Raw genomic sequence first — 17,666 nt, 5'->3', positions numbered from 1 at the left:
TTAAAGACTACTTTTGCCAAAAAATAAGATATGAATCAGTCTGTTGCTATAGTCAGTTATTTTTCCACCGGAGCTTACGATACAAATACCGTCAACGAAGACGAGATTTTATCTGGAATATTAGATGATTTGGGGGTTCCCAATCGGATTGTTGCTTGGTCTGATCCAAGTGTAAACTGGGAAGATTTTTCATTCCTACTGGTTAAATCTGTTTGGGACTATTTTGACTATTATCCTGAATTTCTCACTTGGATTGAAAAAATTAAGGAATTGGGAATTCCTGTTTTAAACGATTTGGATACCATTCGATGGAACAGTAATAAGGCCTATTTGCTTGAAATTGAAGAAAGAGGCTTTCCGGTAATTGCGGGAAAGCTACTGGAGAAAGGGAGTAAAGCTTCATTGACTGAAATTCAAAAGGCAATGTCTTCGGATATTGTAGTCGTCAAACCATTGATCAGTGGTGGCGCAAAAAACACCTTGAAAATTCCCCTGATAGATTGGGGGAATTACAGTGATAAAGTAGATCACTTACTTGAAAATGAGTCTTTTTTGGTTCAACCCTATATCAGGGAAGTGGCTGAAGTAGGAGAGTATTCTATGATATTTTTCAATGGAAAATTGTCTCATGCTGTTTTGAAAACTCCAGCAAAAGAAGATTTTCGTGTTCAGCATTATTTTGGGGGAACAATTCAAGTTATAGAGCCGAGTCCCGAGATGTTGGAATCGGCCAAATCATTTGTAAGAGAATTTGCTTCGAATTCGCTTTACGCCAGAGTAGACGGGGTTATGGTAGATGGTAAATTTCACCTGATGGAGTTAGAGCTTATCGAGCCTTATTTATTCTTAGCTCTTACACCTCAAGCCATACCAAATTACATCCAAGCCTTGAGCGAAAGGTTGCTTTAAGAACAAATATCTAAATGACTTTGGGCATAATCTGAGCCTTTTCTGGCAGCTTGCTGTATATAAATACATCCATCAGAATTACCCATTTTAGCCATACAGATTCCCTTTTTTGCGAGGGCTTCTGTATGATTTGGATTAAACTTTAAAACTTGTTCAAAGTCCTCTAGGGCATATTCCAAGTAACCTAAATGGAGGTATGCAAAACCTCTGTTGTACACAGCTACGGCATTGTTTGGCTCTTTTTGAACATAAGTATTAAAGGAAGCCGCACAGCCTAATGGGTCTCCTATATAGGCCCTGGCCATTCCTTGATAAAAATAAAGTTTGGCATCTTTGGGGTTAATTTCTTTTGCTCTGTCAAAGAATTTATTGGCTGTTTTGTAATCTTCGGTCATCATTAAAGCCCTGCCCACCAAATAAAGGATTTCGTAATCAACAGGGTCCAGCTTAGCTGCTTTTAAAAGTGCTAATTCTGCATCTTTATACTTTTCCTGTTCAAATAAAATTTTCCCTATTCCTGCAAAAGCTTGAGCATAATCAGGTTTGATAGATATTATTCGTTCATAGTCTTGAATCGCTTCATCTGTCTTGTCCAACTCCTCATAGGACCTGGCCCTTAGATGTAAAGCTTTAATATCAGTGATATGCAAGAAAAGATATTTATTCAGTTCCGAAATGGCTTCCTCATATTGTTTTTTGTAAAACAGCTGCTCTGCCTGAAAAAGATCTGAGGAACAAGATGAAAGAATCAGGAGCAAAAATAGAACAGTCGGTTTATGTATTTTTCGTAGCATACCTAAATAAACAAAAAAACAAAGGGTTAAAAAACAATTTAATAAAAATTATTTTTCAACCCTTTGAAAATGTTGAGCTTGTAAGCCTACAAAACCCCTTTAGTACTTGGTAATTGATTGATATTTCTAGGATCTCTTGTCACTGCCATTTTGATAGCTCGGGCCAATCCTTTGAAAATTGCCTCAATTTTATGGTGCTCATTATCTCCTTCAACCTTGATATTTAGATTACACTTAGAGGTATCTGAAAATGATTTGAAGAAATGATAAAAGAGCTCTGTCGGCATGTCTCCGACCTTTTCTCTTTTGAATTCCGCATCCCAAACAATCCAAGGTCTTCCACCAAAATCAATGGCCACCTGAGCCAAAGCATCATCCATAGGTAAGAGAAAGCCATATCGATAAATGCCTTTTTTATCGCCCAAAGCCTTTAAATAAGCCTCGCCTAAAGCTAAAGCCGTATCTTCTATGGTATGATGTTCATCGATGTGAAGATCTCCTTTCACCTTGATTTCCAAGTCCGTGGATCCATGTTTTCCGAGTTGCTCTAGCATGTGATCAAAGAAATGAAGGCCAGTGGAGATATCGCATTTCCCGCTGCCATCTAAATTCAGACGAATCAAAATATCTGTTTCTGAAGTCTTTCTTTTTACTTCTGCAGACCTAGATGGCATTTTCAGGAATTCATAGATTTCATCCCAATTTTCCGTGCTTAAGGCTACTTTTTCCTGCTCTTTTCCAATGAAAATAGCTTTAGCTCCTAGGTTTTCCGCCAATTGAACATCGGTTAATCGATCCCCAATTACATAGGAATTAGCCAGATCGTATTCCTCAGAAAAATATTCGGTTAACAGGCCTGTTCGAGGCTTTCGGGTTGGTGCATTCTCATGCTCAAATGTCTTGTCAATATGAATGGCCTTGAAGAAAATATTTTCCTGCTCTAAAGTCTTCAACATTTTAAATTGAGCTGGCCAAAAGTCCTTTTCAGGAAATGAATCGGTACCCAATCCATCTTGATTGGTGACCATAACCAATTCATAATCAGTCTCCTCTGCTATTTTTCTTAAGTTTGAGATCGCTTTGGGGATAAATTCTAATTTCTCTAAACTATCTACCTGAAAATCAGTAGGTGGCTCCTTGATGATGGTTCCATCACGATCTATAAACAATACTTTCTTTTTCATCTGTTTATAATTTGTTTTTCAGTGGTCAGATGGAATCCCTGCCTGCGGCAGGCAGGTCGCACCGGTTCCCCGATACATCGGGGCATGCCTGTGTGTGAGGTTTTCCTTCGTGCTCGATTTCATCTGTTTATAATTTGTTTTTAAAGGTCAGATGGAATGCCCAGAGGAATCATCTCCTTGTATGAGATTTTTCCTCATGGGCATTTCATAAGTGAATTAATCTAATATGGCTTTCAAGGCCTTGATAAAGGCTTTGTTTTCATCCCTGGTTCCAACAGAAATCCGTAGGCAATTCTCGCAAAGTTGAACCTTTGCGCGATTCCTCACAATTATTTTATTTTCGATCAATTGCTCGTACACCTGATTGGCTGCAGGTACTTTTACAAGAAGGAAGTTTGCTTGAGAGGGATGGATTTTTTGAACTGCATCAATTTCCAATAAGTGCTTTTCAAGAAAGTCCCTTTCATCTAATATTTTTTGGATCATGGATTCCACCTTTTCCTGCTTATCAATTGCAGCAAGGACAGTATCCTGAGTTAGTCCTGAAATATTATAAGGAGGCTTAATTCTGTTAAGGATTTTGATCAGTTGCTCTGAAGCGAATGCCATTCCAATTCTTAAAGAAGCTAAACCCCATGCCTTGGAAAAGGTCTGCATGACCAGGAGGTTCGGGAAATCCTTCAAATGATTGGTAAAACTCGGTTCATCATTGAAGTCAATATAAGCCTCGTCCACTACAACCAAGCCCTTGAAGTGTTTGAGAAGCAGAAGTACATCTGACCTTTTCACCTTATTACCACTTGGATTATTCGGGCTACAGACAAAAATTATTTTCGTTTTATCATTGATAGCTTCGAAAATCAAATCAGTCTGCAACTGGAAGTCAGTCGTTAATGGTACTTTTTTAACTGCTACATCATTGATTGAAGCGCTAACTTCATACATTCCATAGGTAGGGGGCAAAAGGATTACATTGTCCACTCCGGGATTACAAAAGGCCCTAAAAAGCAAATCAATAGCTTCATCTGACCCATTTCCCAAGAAAATCTGACTTGGTTTTACATCTTTAATAGCAGCTATCTTCTCTTTCAGTTCAGATTGGTAAGGATCTGGATATCGGTTGAAATCCTGATCCGTTATAGACCCGTAAGGATTTTCATTCGCATCCAAAAAGACTCCTTCCTTGCCTGTATACTCGTCACGAGCCGAAGTGTAAGGCTGTAAATTTACAATATGCGGCCTTAAAAGTGAGTTTAAGTCAAAACTCATAGTTTATTCTTTTTCAAATAGTTAAGACGAATAGTTACGGCATTTTTGTGAGCATCAAGCAACTCATTAGCAGCCATAATCTCCACTGTAGGCCCAAGGTTTTTTAATCCTTCTTCGGTAATCTTTTGATAGGTTATTTTTTTCACGAAACTATCCAAGGAGACACCGCTGTAGTTTTTGGCATAGCCATAGGTAGGCAGTGTGTGGTTGGTGCCACTGGCATAATCACCTGCAGATTCTGGTGTGTAATTCCCAATAAATACAGATCCTGCATTGACAATTCCTGCAACTACTTCTTCTTCATTTTCAACAGCAATGATTAAATGCTCAGGAGCGTAGGCATTAATTAACGCCAATGCACTTTCCTGATCATCCAGTACCACAGCAACTGAATTGTTGAGAGCTTTTTTAGCAATATCTTTTCGGGACAAATCTCCCAACTGAGAGTCAACTTCCTTCAAGACTTTTTTGGCAAACTTCTCGGAATGAGTTACCAAAACCACCTGAGAATCTACGCCGTGCTCAGCCTGAGATAGTAAATCAGCTGCAACAAAGGCTGGAATAGCAGATTCGTCAGCATAAACCAATACCTCAGAGGGGCCGGCAGGCATATCTATGGCAACTCCGTATTTGGTCGCCAATTGTTTGGCTGCGGTAACAAATTGATTTCCTGGACCAAATATTTTATCAACAGCCGGCACTGATTCTGTGCCAAAAGTTAAGGCAGCAATCGCTTGAGCTCCGCCTACCTTTACAATTTTATCAATACCTATCAGTTCGGCGGTAAAGAGTATAGCCGGATGCACTTTTCCTTCTCGATTAGGAGGGGTGCACAACACTATTTCTTTACAGCCAGCTAATTTAGCCGGTACTCCCAACATGAGAACTGTACTAAATAGGGGTGCTGTTCCTCCTGGGATATATAGGCCAACTTTTTGAATAGGAACGCTTTTTCTTTTACAAATCACGCCTGGCATTACTTCCTCTACTAATTCAGGGTTGAATTGTGCAGCATGAAAGCGTTCAATATTGGCTTTTGCGGTTTGTATAGCTTCTCTGAGCTCTGGCGCCAAGGCAGCAGCAGCTGCTTTTATTTCTGTATCATCTACCAATAAAGAATCCAGATCAACATGATCGTATTCATGTGCGAACTTATAGAGAGATTTGTCTCCACTTCGTTTTACCTTTCTTAGGATAGGCTTGACGATTTTATTGATTTCTTTGGTTTTAAAAACCGGTCTGGCAAGTTCTTTTTTCCAAGAAGATGGACCAGGATTGACCAATATTTTCATGTTATTCGCGTTAAGAGCAATTTAAATCACCATTTTTTCAATTGGGACAACTAAGATTCCCTCTGCACCAGCGGCACGTAATTCCTCGATATTTTCCCAAAATTGATCCTCATTCAATACAGAATGTACGGATGACCAACCTTCTTGAGCTAAAGGAAGTATGGTAGGACTTCTCATTCCCGGGATCAAGCTGACAATTTTATCCAAAGACTCGTTTGGAGCATTCAAAAGCACATATTTATTGCTTTTTCCTTTTTGAACTGCATTCATTCGGAAAAGCAATTTGTCTACGATTTGCTTTTTGGATTCTTCCAGGTCTTTATTGGCAATCAAAACTGCCTCTGATCTGAATATTTCTTCCACTTCTTTCAGACCGTTCATCATCAAAGTGGAACCTGAACTGACGATATCACAAATTCCTTCTGCCAAACCTATACTTGGAGCAATTTCCACTGAACCGGAAATTTCATGGATAGATGCCTGAATATTTTTGGATTCAAGGTAATCTCCAAGAATTTTAGGATAAGATGTGGCAATGTTTTTCCCTTGAAAATATGCTATTCCGGAATACTCCTGACCTTTTGGGATGGCCAAGGAAAGTCTACACTTTGAGAATCCTAATTTTTTTAGGGTAGTGACGTCTTTGTCTTTTTCTACTAATTCGTTTTCCCCGACGATTCCCAAATCAGCAACTCCATCGGCAACATACCCTGGAATATCGTCATCTCTTAAAAAGAGGAATTCGATCGGAAAGTTGGTGGATGTGGACTTGAGTTTCCCCGTTCCATTGTAAAATTTGATGCCACATTCTTTGATGAGGCTTAATGAATCGTCTGAAAGTCTACCGCTTTTTTGAACGGCAATACGGATAATTTTTTCCATGGTAGCAAGTTAAGCTAAGAAATAAAAGGCTTGTAATAAATTTTGGTGAAAGGCCGAATCCCTGTCATCGGCGTCACCGGGTGGGTGTGTAAAATAATTCCTCTCAAGAGGAATGATGGAAATGATGCAACAAATGGCTCATGTGGCCTGCTGCTCTAAAAGTAAAATATGTGGTTTGGATGTTCATTTCTAATGGCAAAGTTAAGCACGGAATTAAAACATCCAAACCTGAAGATAGTTTTCGTTTTTTTGAATTAATTCGGGGCTTTATATGACCCGTAAACTGCATCTCTGAACTTTTTGTGTAAACCGATTCCATCATACGGGAAAAGTTGCACAAATAGCACTGCGGTTATTTCATTGACAGGATCTACCCAAAACAGGGTACTTGCAGCTCCGTCCCAGAAGAATTCTCCTACCACCCCATTATTTTCCTTTTCATCGGAAGGTGGCGCTTTTCTTACTGCAAAATCAATCCCAAACCCTACATTTCCTTTGCTTGGAAGCCAAGATTTCTCAGTAATTGAATCTGGTAAGTGGTCAGTACTCATCAATTTGATCGTCTCTGGTTCTAGGATTTGTACCCCTTTGTAGCTTCCATTATTTACCAGCATCTGAGCAAATTTCATGTAATCGTCCAATGTACTCGTCAATCCAAAACCTCCTGGAGTCAGTGGCCATTCATTGAAATTAAATTCATGAGCTACAGAGTCCACTATTCTTTCCAATTGACCTTCTCCAGTTCGATTATACATTGCGGCCACTCTATTTCTGAGATTTTCAGGGACGTAATATTGTGTTTCATTCATTCCCAGGGGATCCAGAATAGTTTGTTGAACATATTCCTTGTATGGAACTCCTGCTATTTTTTCTACCAAATATGCCTGCACATCCACAGAAAGGCCGTATTCCCACTGGGTTCCCGGGTGAAACCATAAAGGTGTGCTACCCATTTTTTGAGCCATACTGGCTAGGGTATTATTAAAACTTCTCGCATCTTTTTCAGCCATGACCTCACTAAGTCCTGGGATATCATTTCTATTTGGAAAGCCTGCAGTATGACGGGTTATATCCCTGATGCTGATAGGTCTTTCTGCATCAACCAAAATCATTTTTCCATCTTTTTCAACCCCTTGATAAACCTTCATATCTGAAAATTCCGGTAAATACATTTCAAGCGGATCATCCAACTGAAACTTTCCTTCTTCATACAGAGACATCAAAGCTACTCCAGTGACAGGCTTGGTCATGGAATATATTTTCACGATGGTGTTTCTGTCCATAGGAACACCAGCTTCTCTATCAGCATACCCAAAGGCGTTGAAATAGACTTCCTCGCCTTTTTCATAAACCAAGGCTGAAATTCCTGCTACATTTCCAGACTCCACAAAGCTATTGAGTGTAGAGTCAATTCGATTTTTGACGGTCTGGTCAACCCAGAATTCTGTTTTCGTTTCTTCTTTGGGACTACAGAAAGATAGAAGAAGAAGGATGATAACTAGGGGAGAAAGGGATGTTTTCATGATCTGGGTTATTGCTAGGTAGGTAGTGAGAGATATGTAGGTCTGAGTTTATTTTGCTCAGTTATTTTATAAGATGTAAAATTCAATAATCAGCCACCGGATCTTTTTGCTTTGTATCCGGCACTTTGTAAAACTTGTACGACTTTGTCTCGATGGTCACCTTGGATTAAGATTTCTCCATCTTTTGCAGAGCCCCCGACACCACATTTGGTCTTGAGCATTTTCCCTAAATCCTTAAGATCATCCTCAGTTCCAATAAAGCCTTCAATCAGAGTCACCTGTTTTCCTCCACGTGCTTTTTTGTCCAACATTACCTTCAGGTTTTGTTGAGCAGGAGGGAGCGTTTCCTGTGCTCCATCTTCTTCATAATTGTAATCAAAGTTGTCGCTTGTGGAGTATACTACTCCGTCTCTTTTTTTCCAATCGTTGTTTTTTCTTCCCATAATTCAATAAAAAAGCCTGCTTTTATGCAGGCAATTTACTTGTTTTTTTACTCAGCCCGAAATGTCCAAACTGGTCTTTTGGCGTGATTGACCACGTCTTCTGCAATGCTTCCGGTGATTAAATGCAAGAAACCTGTTCTGCCATGAGTTGCCATTGCAATCAAATCCGCATCGATGTCTTCGGCAAACTCAATGATTCCTGATTCCTCAGATGAAGAGTTGTAAATCTCAGCTTTGACGTTTTCGAAGCTATATTTCTTGACGTAATGCTTGATTCTGGCGATTGATTCTCTGGTAGTTTCAAAGCTGCCAGGTGTATTTACATTGACCAAGTAGAGTTCAGCTCCAAATAATTTTTGCAGCCTTTTGATTCTTGCCGCAACTTCATCTGAATTTTCTCTGAAATCACTGGCAAAAACAATTTTTTTCAAATCCTTAGGATCAACTGGAGACTTGATGGTGACTACAGGGCATTTGGCATTTCTTACCACTTTTTCGGTATTCGACCCCACCAAGACCTCCTCCAAGCCGGAAGAGCCTTTTGACCCCATCACAACCAGATCTGGTTTTTCTTCATTAATGGATTCACTGATTGCCTGAAAGGCATTTCCAAGTTTTAACTTGGTTTTGAATTCAAATTTTTGGGATTTGAATTTCTCTTCCAGTTCTTTCATTTGTTTTTTCCTTCGTTCCGTTAATTCCACGAAGAAAATCTGGTTTTCTATTTCAGGCATCATTTCGCCTCCACCCATTGTACCAAGGCTTGAGTTGGTTGGGATTTCGAGAACGTGAAGCACTTCCACAGTAATATTGTCCAATTTCGCAGCCAGATTAGTGGTGAAATCCAGTGCATATTGGGCTTGTTCTGAGAAGTCGTAGGGTACGAGTACTTTTGTCATGGTCAAAAAGAGTTATTGTATTATGCCAAATTAGCATAAAATCGAGACCATAAAAGGACTTTTATCAGCTTTTACTAAAAAAGTAACCCAATCCCAAAAAGAACTACCCAAAATAGGGTACTAATTGCCATTTTTTTGAGATAAGGGTCAGTTTCCTGAGCTGATTTGGCTACTTGAACTCCTCGGGCTACCTTAATCATTAAGATACTTGCTAGAAGTGCAATGAGTGAAAACCATTCATTAGAATGAATTACAAACCAAAGTAGAGCCAAGTTTCCCAATATTATCAAAGACCAATTGTACTTCACTGCATTGCTTCTCCCGATTCTGACAGGAATTGACTTTTTCCCTGCTAGCTTATCAGAATCTATATCCCTGATATTATTAATATTCAAAACTGCCGTACTGAAAAAACCTAAAGCTACCGCAATCAATACAGCTAAATTATTGCTACTATAGGTATGGAGAAAATATGTCCCAAGTACCCCTAATAAGCCAAAAAATATAAATACTGAAAGATCTCCCAGACCAGCATAGCCATATGGGTTTTTACCGGAAGTATAAGTGATGGATGCCCAAATTGCTGCCAAACCCAAACCTAGGAAAAGCAAGAAAATCTGCAAATCTTGAACGGCCAAATACAGAAGGGAAAGGCCTGAAATCAATGATAAAGCTCCAAATAGATACATTGCTTTTTTCATTTCAGGCAGGGTGATTAGCCCTGATTGGACCGCTCTAACTGGTCCTTGGCGATCGATCGAGTCTGCGCCATGCACAGAATCTCCGTAATCATTGGAGAGGTTAGATAGGATTTGGAGAAAAACAGTGGTTAAGGAAGCCAAGACTAATATTTCCCAACGAAATGAGTTTTGCCATGCGGCAATAAAAGAACCTGCGAATATGCTCGCAAGCGCTAAGGGTAAAGTACGAAGCCTGACTGCATGCAGCCAGGCTTCTTTTTTTGTGCTAATTTCTCTTTTCACAAATCTAGATTATGCTTCTACCAATGAAATGATTTCTTCATCTAAAGGATTCACGGAAGAAGGGAAAAACTTCATTAATTCTCCCTGATCATTGATGTAGTATTTACAGAAATTCCATGTTGGTTCCTGATTGTTCCATCCGTTTAGTTTTTCGTCAGAAAGCCATCTGTACAAAGGGTGTTTATCGAAACCTTTTACAGATATTTTTTCAAAAACAGGGAAACTTACTCCATAATTGGTTGTACAAAACTCCTTGATTTCCTCATTAGATCCAGGTTCTTGTCCACCAAAATTATTAGCCGGAAAAGCCAGAATTGCGATTTTATCTCCGAAGTTTTCGTGTAATTCCTGCAATGACTCATACTGAGGAGTATAGCCGCATTTAGAAGCCACATTGACAATCAATACTTTTTTGCCCTTATATTGACTGAAATCAACCTCTTTTCCGTCAATGTTTTTGAGTTTAAAATCATAGAATGAACTTTCCATAGAGGTATTGTTTAGTGTCATCATTCCTGCTTTCAAATGCTCAGGTCTTTCTAATGTTTTCCCACAGGAAAGTAGAACTAAAGCTAAGAGAAGGTAGAAGATGCTTTTCATATTACATTCGTTCAGGTACTGCTATGCCTAGCAAACTCATTCCTTTTTTGATTGTTTGAGCTGTAAGTGAAGAAAGGGCAACTCTAAATGTCAAAATATTTGTGTCATTTTCATTAAATATCGGAAGGTCAGCATAGAAGCGGTTATACTCCTTGGCCAAATCAAAAAGATATTGAGCCATGATGGATGGAGCGTAATCTTCACCAGCCTGCTTGATTTTCTTTTCAAAATCATTCAATAAGAATATCAAAGCAGATTCCGATTCTTCAATCTTGCTCACGCTACTAAAATCAGGGTTTTGATAATTTACTCCCAGCTGATCTGCTTTTCTTAAAATAGATGCAATTCTTGCATGTGAATATTGAATGAATGGGCCAGTATTTCCCTGAAATTCGATGGACTCTTGAGGGTTGAAGAGCATTCGTTTTTTAGGATCCACTTTCAATAGAAAATATTTCAAAGCGCCAAGTCCCAATATCTCATACAGTTCAGCTGCTTGCTCGCTAGTAAACCCTTCAATTTTCCCTAATTCCTTGGTATGAGATTCTGCAGTGTCAATCATTTCCTGCATCAAGTCATCGGCATCCACTACTGTACCTTCTCGAGATTTCATTTTACCTGTAGGCAGATCTACCATCCCGTAGGAAAGATGATAAAGCCCGGGTCCATAAGGTCTGCCCAGTTTACGCATGATTTTGAACAAGACATCAAAGTGATAATCTTGCTCATTTCCAACCACATATACCGATTTATCTATTTGAAAATCATTGTACTTCAAGTCTGCTGTACCCATGTCTTGAGTGATATAAACGGAAGTTCCGTCACCTCTCAAAACAAGCTTTTCGTCCAAGCCTTCATCAGTCAAATCGACCCAAACAGAGCCATTTTCTTTTTTGAAGAACACACCTTTTTTTAAACCTTCTTCTACAATATCTTTCCCTAATAAATAGGTGTCGGATTCATAGTAGAATTTATCAAAGTCAACTCCCATTTTGGTATATGTGGTGTCAAATCCTGCATATACCCAAGTATTCATTTGCTTCCAAAGACTAACGACATCAGGATCATTAGCTTCCCACTTTCTGAGCATTTCCTGTGCTTCCAAAAGGATAGGGGCGTTTTTCTTTGCCTCTTCTTCACTTTGACCTTGCTCTATCAAGACTTTGATCTGGGATTTGTATTCCTTATCAAAAAGCACATAATATTTCCCTGCCAAATGATCTCCCTTTAACCTTGAGGTTTCAGGACTCTCTCCATTTCCAAAATGCAGGTAAGCCACCATGGACTTACAAATATGAATTCCCCGATCATTGACCAAGTTGGCTTTGATCACCTCGTAGCCATTTGCTTTGAGGATTTCCGCAACTGAAAAGCCCAAAAAGTTATTTCTAAGATGGCCCAAATGAAGTGGCTTATTGGTGTTGGGAGAGGAGTACTCCACCATTACTTTTTGCCCATTGGAAGGAAGCTGCCCTAAACTTGGATTGGAATAAATTTTTTGAAAAATATCCAGCCAGGAGTTTTCATTCAAAACTAAGTTCAGGAATCCTTTGACCACATTGAAATCAGCAACCTCACTGACATTTGCCTTAAGATATTCACCAATTTGGTTGGCTGTGTTTTCAGGAGTCGTTTGGCTGATTTTCAGAAATGGGAAAACCACAAATGTGTAAGTTCCTTCAAATTCCTTTCTGGTGGGCGCCAAACTCAGTTGATCTACTGCTAGATCGTGATTGAAGATATTTTGAAAGGCTTGTTGTATGCCTGAGAGGATATTTTCTTGAATATTCATGATTTTGTTAACCTAATCGCAAAGAACGCGAAGGTACGCAAAGATTTTTTTTAGAATGTATACAACCTATTGTCAACTGGTAAAACAGCAAACTTTAATCTTCACCCTGTTTAAAATTTTCTCAGCATCGATTGTTTTGAAGATTGAAATAAAAAGCATCAAAATGACGATTTCACATAATCGATTTTAGCCATTTATTATTCCTACTAGATTCACTCTTTTACCTTAGTGTTTCAACTCATTTAAAAGTTTTCAACCAGGGATTTGGTGGTAACTTCGAGTACTTCAAAGGCGTTTTCTGCCATGGTGTTTTCCGTATCAAGTGTAGGATTTACCTCTACTATTTCCCAGCAACACACCCTTTTATCTTTGATTAATTCTGCGTTTAGCTGAATGGCTTCTTCAACAGTAAGACCGTCTGGAACTGGAGTACCCGTACCTACAGAAATGGAGCTATCCAAACTGTCTACATCAAAAGAAATGTAGATTTGATCGCAATCTTTGAGAATCTCTAAGGTTTCGTTGGCAATTTGACTAATACCTTTTTCTCTGACCTCACTGGTTTTGAAGTTTCGGATTTCATGCTTTTTGATCAGGAAATCCTCCGGGGATTCGGTATCTCTTACAGAGATGAAGACTATATCTTTAGGATCAATTTTAGGCTGATCTCCACCTATTTTTTTGATTCTCTCCCAATACAACAATGTTTCTTCATCTGGTTGGTTAACCTGACATTCTTTATTGTCCAGTTGAGAAACCATTGCAAGAGGCATCCCGTGCATATTTCCTGAAGGTGTGGTGTAAGGTGTATGAAGATCTGCGTGAGCATCAATCCAAACCACTCCTAACCTTAATTCTGGGTTAGCAGCTTTGATTCCCATGATAGTGCCAGCTGCAGTAGAGTGGTCTCCTGCCAATACAATAGGAAATTTTTTATCCAAGCGAAGAGATTCTATTGAGCTGTATACATTTTTGAGAACCTGATACACCCCGTCAATGTATTTGGCGTGAGGAAATTTATTTCCCTTCCATAGGTAATTATTCGCGTCAGCCACATTAATGGGCTCGAATTGAGTAAAGAAATCTGATTTTTTATCCAGAGAAGCTATTTTGAGAGCGTCTATACCCAAACTTGCACCCCGGGTGCCGGCTGCAATTTCAGAACGAACTTCTACTAGTTTGATATTTCTCATTTTCTCAAAAATTTATTGGGTTTATGCCGACAAAGCTACTTAATACCCCTGATTTAATCCATTTAATTCAAGGATAAAGTGGTTTTCTGAAATAGGGATAGTTTTATTATTCATATGGATGCAAACAAGTAGGTTAAACAGGAGGTTTTGGATAGGTGTAAAGAGGAAACTTGAACTCTTTTATAAAGATGAAGTCCTAGAGCTTTTTCAGGGATTTATGGGCTTTTAATTTGAATTCCATATTTATTGTCCAATTTTGTAAGTGTATTATAAAACATTCAACTAAGGCAAATGAATCGATATATTGATCTGATCCAACAGACTTTTGACTTTCCAACCAAAGAGTTCCATGTTGAAAATAATGAGTTATTTTTTAATGGTGTGAACTTGATGGAGATCATCCAAACTTATGGCACACCTTTAAAATTAACCTATTTGCCCAAAATTTCTGAAAGTATTCAGAATGCCAAAACCTACTTCAACAATGCGATTCAAACGCATAACTATAAAGGAAAATATACCTACTGCTACTGTACCAAATCTTCTCATTTCAGCTTCGTATTGAATGAAGCTTTGAAAAATGATATCCATATAGAGACTTCCTCAACCTTCGATATTCCTTTGGTGAGAAGTCTTTATGCAGAAGGGAAAATCACCAAGGATACCTTTATTATTTGCAATGGGTTCAAAAGAGAGTTGTACAAGCAATACATTTCTGAATTGCTGAATGACGGGTTTAAAAACTGTGTTCCTATCCTGGATAATCTGAGTGAGATTGATTACTACTTGGAGCATGTGAAAGTTCCATTCCAAGTGGGTATCCGTATCGCTGCTGATGAAGAACCAAAGTTTGGGTTTTATACATCCAGACTGGGAGTGCGTTATAATGATATTATCAGCTTGTATGAGGAAAAAATCAAGGATAATCCTCAAGTAAGCTTGAAAATGCTCCATTTCTTCATCAATTCAGGAATTAAGGATACTGCCTATTATTGGTCTGAGTTGACCCGCTTTATCCAAAAGTATGTGGACCTGAAGAAGGTAGCTCCAAGCTTGGACACCATGGATATTGGAGGGGGATGGCCTATCAAAACAAACGTATTTTTTGACTACGACTACCAATATATGGCGGATCAAATTGTCAAAAATATCAAATGGATGTGTGCTAAAAACCACACCGATGAACCGAATATTTTTACTGAATTTGGAAGTTACACAGTAGGAGAGAGCGGTGCTGTTCTTTACAGTATTTTGGATGAGAAACTCCAAAATGATAAGGAGCTTTGGTATATGATTGATGGATCTTTCATTACTCAGTTACCGGATAGCTGGGGCTTGAATCAGAAATATATCATGCTAGCCGTAAATAACTGGGATGAGGAATATCACAATATTTCTTTGGGAGGTTTGACTTGTGACAGTATGGATTATTACAACTCCGAAGCTCACCAATTCAATATCTACTTGCCTAAAGTGGAGCAAGGTAAAAAACAATACATCGGCTTTTTCCACACAGGTGCTTATCAGGAATCTTTGGGAGGGTATGGAGGAATCCAACACTGCTTGATTCCAGCTCCCAAGCATGTGTTGATAGATAGAGATGAAACCGGAAGTATTGTCCATAAATTATTTGCGAAAGATCAAACTGAGGAAAGTATGCTCAAAACACTGGGCTATTCCCCAGTTGAGAAATGATAAATTGAGGAGAAAGTCTACACTTTGTAGATTTTCTCCTTTTTTTGGTTAATGAAACATTAAAGAAGTAGTTTTTTGCTTTCAAAATTTTAATATTATTTAAAAAGTGCTTCCCCCGTAATAAATTTGCAGTTTAGATACACTGGGGGAATTAAATAACCCTTTTTTAAAAGAACACGAAAAAAATAATATGCAGGAACTAATTGAGTTTGCTGAGGTTTTTTAAAACTTAGTTTCTGGTGATATTCTTGATTCAATTGGCCTATGAAGTTTTCAAGATGGTTTCTTGTTTTAGCCCTTTTATACAGTAATAACATTTGGGGACAGGAAAAAAAGATTTATAGCGGTGCATACTCATGGAGAGGATTCGAGGGAAAAGCTGATTTTGAATTTTATTCTTTCGATAAAGATTCTGTGGTTTTAGATGGAGATTTTAAATTCCAATCTAAAAAGTTGCCTCAAAAGGATGAACTCTTAAAGGTTCTGGTGGAAGGCGCCTATGATAGAAATAAGAAAGCCCAGAAATGGAATTACCTCACAGAAGATTATAAAGTCACTATAAGGGATGTAAAGGACCTTGAGCTAGTGGCTGATTTAAGTGGAACTCTGATTGAATTAAAGGCTAATTACGAAGGAGGGGTGCCCTCAGGGAATTGGATATATGAGGAATATTCTTTAGATGGCCCGAGAAAAGTAAGAAGGGCATTTTCTGATCAATTACTTTTTAAAAAAGGAGATCTTTCTGAAAAACTTGAAATTCAATTTAGAAATAATGGTAGGGCCGAGTTCATTAGGGGTAAACTCCTGGAAAACGGTGTGATGGATGGAGAATGGGTAATAGTTTATAAAGAAGGGGAGAAGCTTATTTCAGAAGTCCGGAATTATTTAAACGGCTTTTTAATCGGGATGGTCAAGAGGGACTTGAAGACTGACCAACTGATCATGGACAAGGTTTATTTTGAAACCATAGATAAGCTCAATTTATTGGATCAAGGGAAAAATACTGGATTTAGAGTTGCAGATAGGGTTTTTAATTTGGATTACCGAGATGGATTTTTAAGTGACTCAGAAGAGGCTAAATCTCAAAACGCTGGAAATCAATTCATAAAAGAATTCCTAAGTAAACTTTTAAAGTTTGAATCCTCCTATGTGAATGCAGCAGGGCAATTAATTGATTATCCAATGCATACTAGAAGGATGGTTTATGAATTTAACCGCACCCAGCAAAGACTTATCGAAACCATCCCGGGAAGCTATAAAAGTCTCATCTCCAAAATTCAAACCTATCTCGATGATGATTCCTTTGTGCTGAATAAAAACTCTTCAGAGTCTATGGCTTACGCTTATCAAATTCACAGTGATTTCGAAAATAGACTGAAAGGATTGGAAGAGTTGGTCAAACTTCTGGAAACAAAGGATATTCAATATCATGATGTGTCATTATTGGAAAAATCTCTGGAAAATAAGTTCCCTAAGGAAATCCCAATCAAATTCACTTATGGCGGAGAAAGTGTTAGCAGATCCTTGTCTTTTTCTAAAGAAGAATTTTCAAAAGGTTTTTTTAGAGGATTGGATTCTTGGTTGACACAGATATCAGAATTGATTGATCAGCAGCAGGATTTGGTAGATGAATCATTATTCGTGATTAGGCAAGATTCTGAGCTCCTTAACTTGGAAAAGCAAATTGCTCAAAAGTCTGAGGCAACCAGAAACCTATATCAGGAGGACTTTGCAAATGAGTATGTTAAAGCAGTATATGAGCAATTATATACTCAAACATTACAAAAGTTGACGGGTGATTTTGCGAAGGAGCAGGAATTTGATAAGAAGAAGGCGATAGGTCAAAACATACTGGATTTGCTTTCTATCCTTATTTCTAATTACCCTGAATTATTGGAGTTGGATAGCTACTCACTGCAGGTTGACGAGCTTTATCAAGAAGAGGTATTTAATCCATTTACTTATAGCCGCTACAATCAAAGAATTAAGCCCAAGTTATACGATGCTTACGAACGTCTGTTGGAATATTACCAAACCCAATTGATGCAGGAAAGGAATTCTAAACAACTTCCAGTTTGGATTCAAAAAATTCAAACGCTCTCCTCTAAGATGGTGGCCTTAGTGGATCAAGACACCAAAAGCATAGAAAGGAGCATCAACAAGAGAGCTACCATTTCAAAATTAGAACAATCACTTGGGCTTCAATAA

General features: G+C 38.4%; 15 protein-coding genes. 3 read left to right on the top strand and 12 right to left on the bottom strand.

The window, feature by feature from the left end:
* Positions 1 to 30 precede the first annotated feature (30 nt).
* The gene (locus FL972_RS00985) at positions 31 to 909 is read left to right on the top strand and encodes an ATP-grasp domain-containing protein (protein ID WP_144602447.1); all 879 of its coding nucleotides are present in this window, start codon (positions 31 to 33) and stop codon (positions 907 to 909) included.
* On the opposite strand, the gene FL972_RS00980 is transcribed toward FL972_RS00985, so the two are convergent.
* From FL972_RS00980 to rocF, 12 genes are all read right to left on the bottom strand, one after another.
* Positions 906 to 1,703, bottom strand: coding sequence for a tetratricopeptide repeat protein (locus FL972_RS00980; RefSeq protein ID WP_144602446.1), 798 nt, complete (start codon positions 1,701 to 1,703; stop codon positions 906 to 908). The genes FL972_RS00985 and FL972_RS00980 overlap by 4 nt on opposite strands.
* Positions 1,704 to 1,789: 86 nt before the next feature.
* A complete protein-coding gene (hisB, locus tag FL972_RS00975) occupies positions 1,790 to 2,887 on the bottom strand; it encodes a bifunctional histidinol-phosphatase/imidazoleglycerol-phosphate dehydratase HisB (protein ID WP_144602445.1) in 1,098 nt (365 codons plus the stop codon).
* Between the two features lie 216 nt (positions 2,888 to 3,103).
* Complete coding sequence (gene hisC, locus FL972_RS00970) at positions 3,104 to 4,156, bottom strand: histidinol-phosphate transaminase (protein WP_144602443.1); 1,053 nt, start codon at positions 4,154 to 4,156, stop codon at positions 3,104 to 3,106.
* Positions 4,153 to 5,448: a histidinol dehydrogenase gene (gene hisD, locus FL972_RS00965; RefSeq protein ID WP_144602441.1), complete on the bottom strand. Its 1,296-nt coding sequence runs from the start codon at positions 5,446 to 5,448 to the stop codon at positions 4,153 to 4,155. The genes hisC and hisD overlap by 4 nt, the downstream gene beginning before the upstream one ends.
* A gap of 21 nt (positions 5,449 to 5,469) precedes the next feature.
* Complete coding sequence (hisG, locus tag FL972_RS00960; RefSeq protein ID WP_144602439.1) at positions 5,470 to 6,330, bottom strand: ATP phosphoribosyltransferase; 861 nt, start codon at positions 6,328 to 6,330, stop codon at positions 5,470 to 5,472.
* Between the two features lie 254 nt (positions 6,331 to 6,584).
* Positions 6,585 to 7,853 (bottom strand): serine hydrolase domain-containing protein, encoded by a 1,269-nt coding sequence (locus FL972_RS00955; protein ID WP_144602437.1) that lies wholly within the window; start codon positions 7,851 to 7,853, stop codon positions 6,585 to 6,587.
* An 89-nt stretch (positions 7,854 to 7,942) separates the two neighbouring features.
* Positions 7,943 to 8,296 (bottom strand): translation initiation factor, encoded by a 354-nt coding sequence (locus tag FL972_RS00950; protein WP_144602435.1) that lies wholly within the window; start codon positions 8,294 to 8,296, stop codon positions 7,943 to 7,945.
* A 47-nt stretch (positions 8,297 to 8,343) separates the two neighbouring features.
* Positions 8,344 to 9,195 (bottom strand): universal stress protein, encoded by an 852-nt coding sequence (locus tag FL972_RS00945; RefSeq protein WP_144602433.1) that lies wholly within the window; start codon positions 9,193 to 9,195, stop codon positions 8,344 to 8,346.
* 74 nt (positions 9,196 to 9,269) lie between these two features.
* On the bottom strand, positions 9,270 to 10,178 hold the full coding sequence (locus FL972_RS00940; RefSeq protein ID WP_144602431.1) for a 1,4-dihydroxy-2-naphthoate polyprenyltransferase: 909 nt from the start codon (positions 10,176 to 10,178) through the stop codon (positions 9,270 to 9,272).
* Between the two features lie 9 nt (positions 10,179 to 10,187).
* Positions 10,188 to 10,778: a glutathione peroxidase gene (locus tag FL972_RS00935; protein WP_144602429.1), complete on the bottom strand. Its 591-nt coding sequence runs from the start codon at positions 10,776 to 10,778 to the stop codon at positions 10,188 to 10,190.
* Position 10,779: 1 nt separating this feature from the next.
* Positions 10,780 to 12,570: an arginine--tRNA ligase gene (argS, locus tag FL972_RS00930; protein WP_144602426.1), complete on the bottom strand. Its 1,791-nt coding sequence runs from the start codon at positions 12,568 to 12,570 to the stop codon at positions 10,780 to 10,782.
* 242 nt (positions 12,571 to 12,812) lie between these two features.
* Positions 12,813 to 13,763, bottom strand: a complete 951-nt coding sequence (gene rocF / locus FL972_RS00925) for an arginase (RefSeq protein ID WP_144602423.1) — start codon at positions 13,761 to 13,763, stop codon at positions 12,813 to 12,815.
* A 291-nt stretch (positions 13,764 to 14,054) separates the two neighbouring features.
* Here rocF and FL972_RS00920 point away from each other — a divergent pair, with 291 nt between their 5' ends.
* Positions 14,055 to 15,458, top strand: coding sequence for an arginine decarboxylase (locus FL972_RS00920; RefSeq protein WP_091650414.1), 1,404 nt, complete (start codon positions 14,055 to 14,057; stop codon positions 15,456 to 15,458).
* Positions 15,459 to 15,722: 264 nt separating this feature from the next.
* Positions 15,723 to 17,666 carry a hypothetical protein gene (locus FL972_RS00915; protein ID WP_144602421.1) on the top strand — a complete coding sequence of 648 codons (1,944 nt, stop codon included), beginning with the start codon at positions 15,723 to 15,725 and terminating at the stop codon, positions 17,664 to 17,666.

It is taken from the genome of Algoriphagus algorifonticola, from assembly GCF_007655305.1.
GTDB lineage: Bacteria > Bacteroidota > Bacteroidia > Cytophagales > Cyclobacteriaceae > Algoriphagus > Algoriphagus algorifonticola.
The sequence above is the reverse complement of the archived record's forward strand: the minus strand, read 5'-3'. Positions and strand labels throughout refer to the sequence as shown.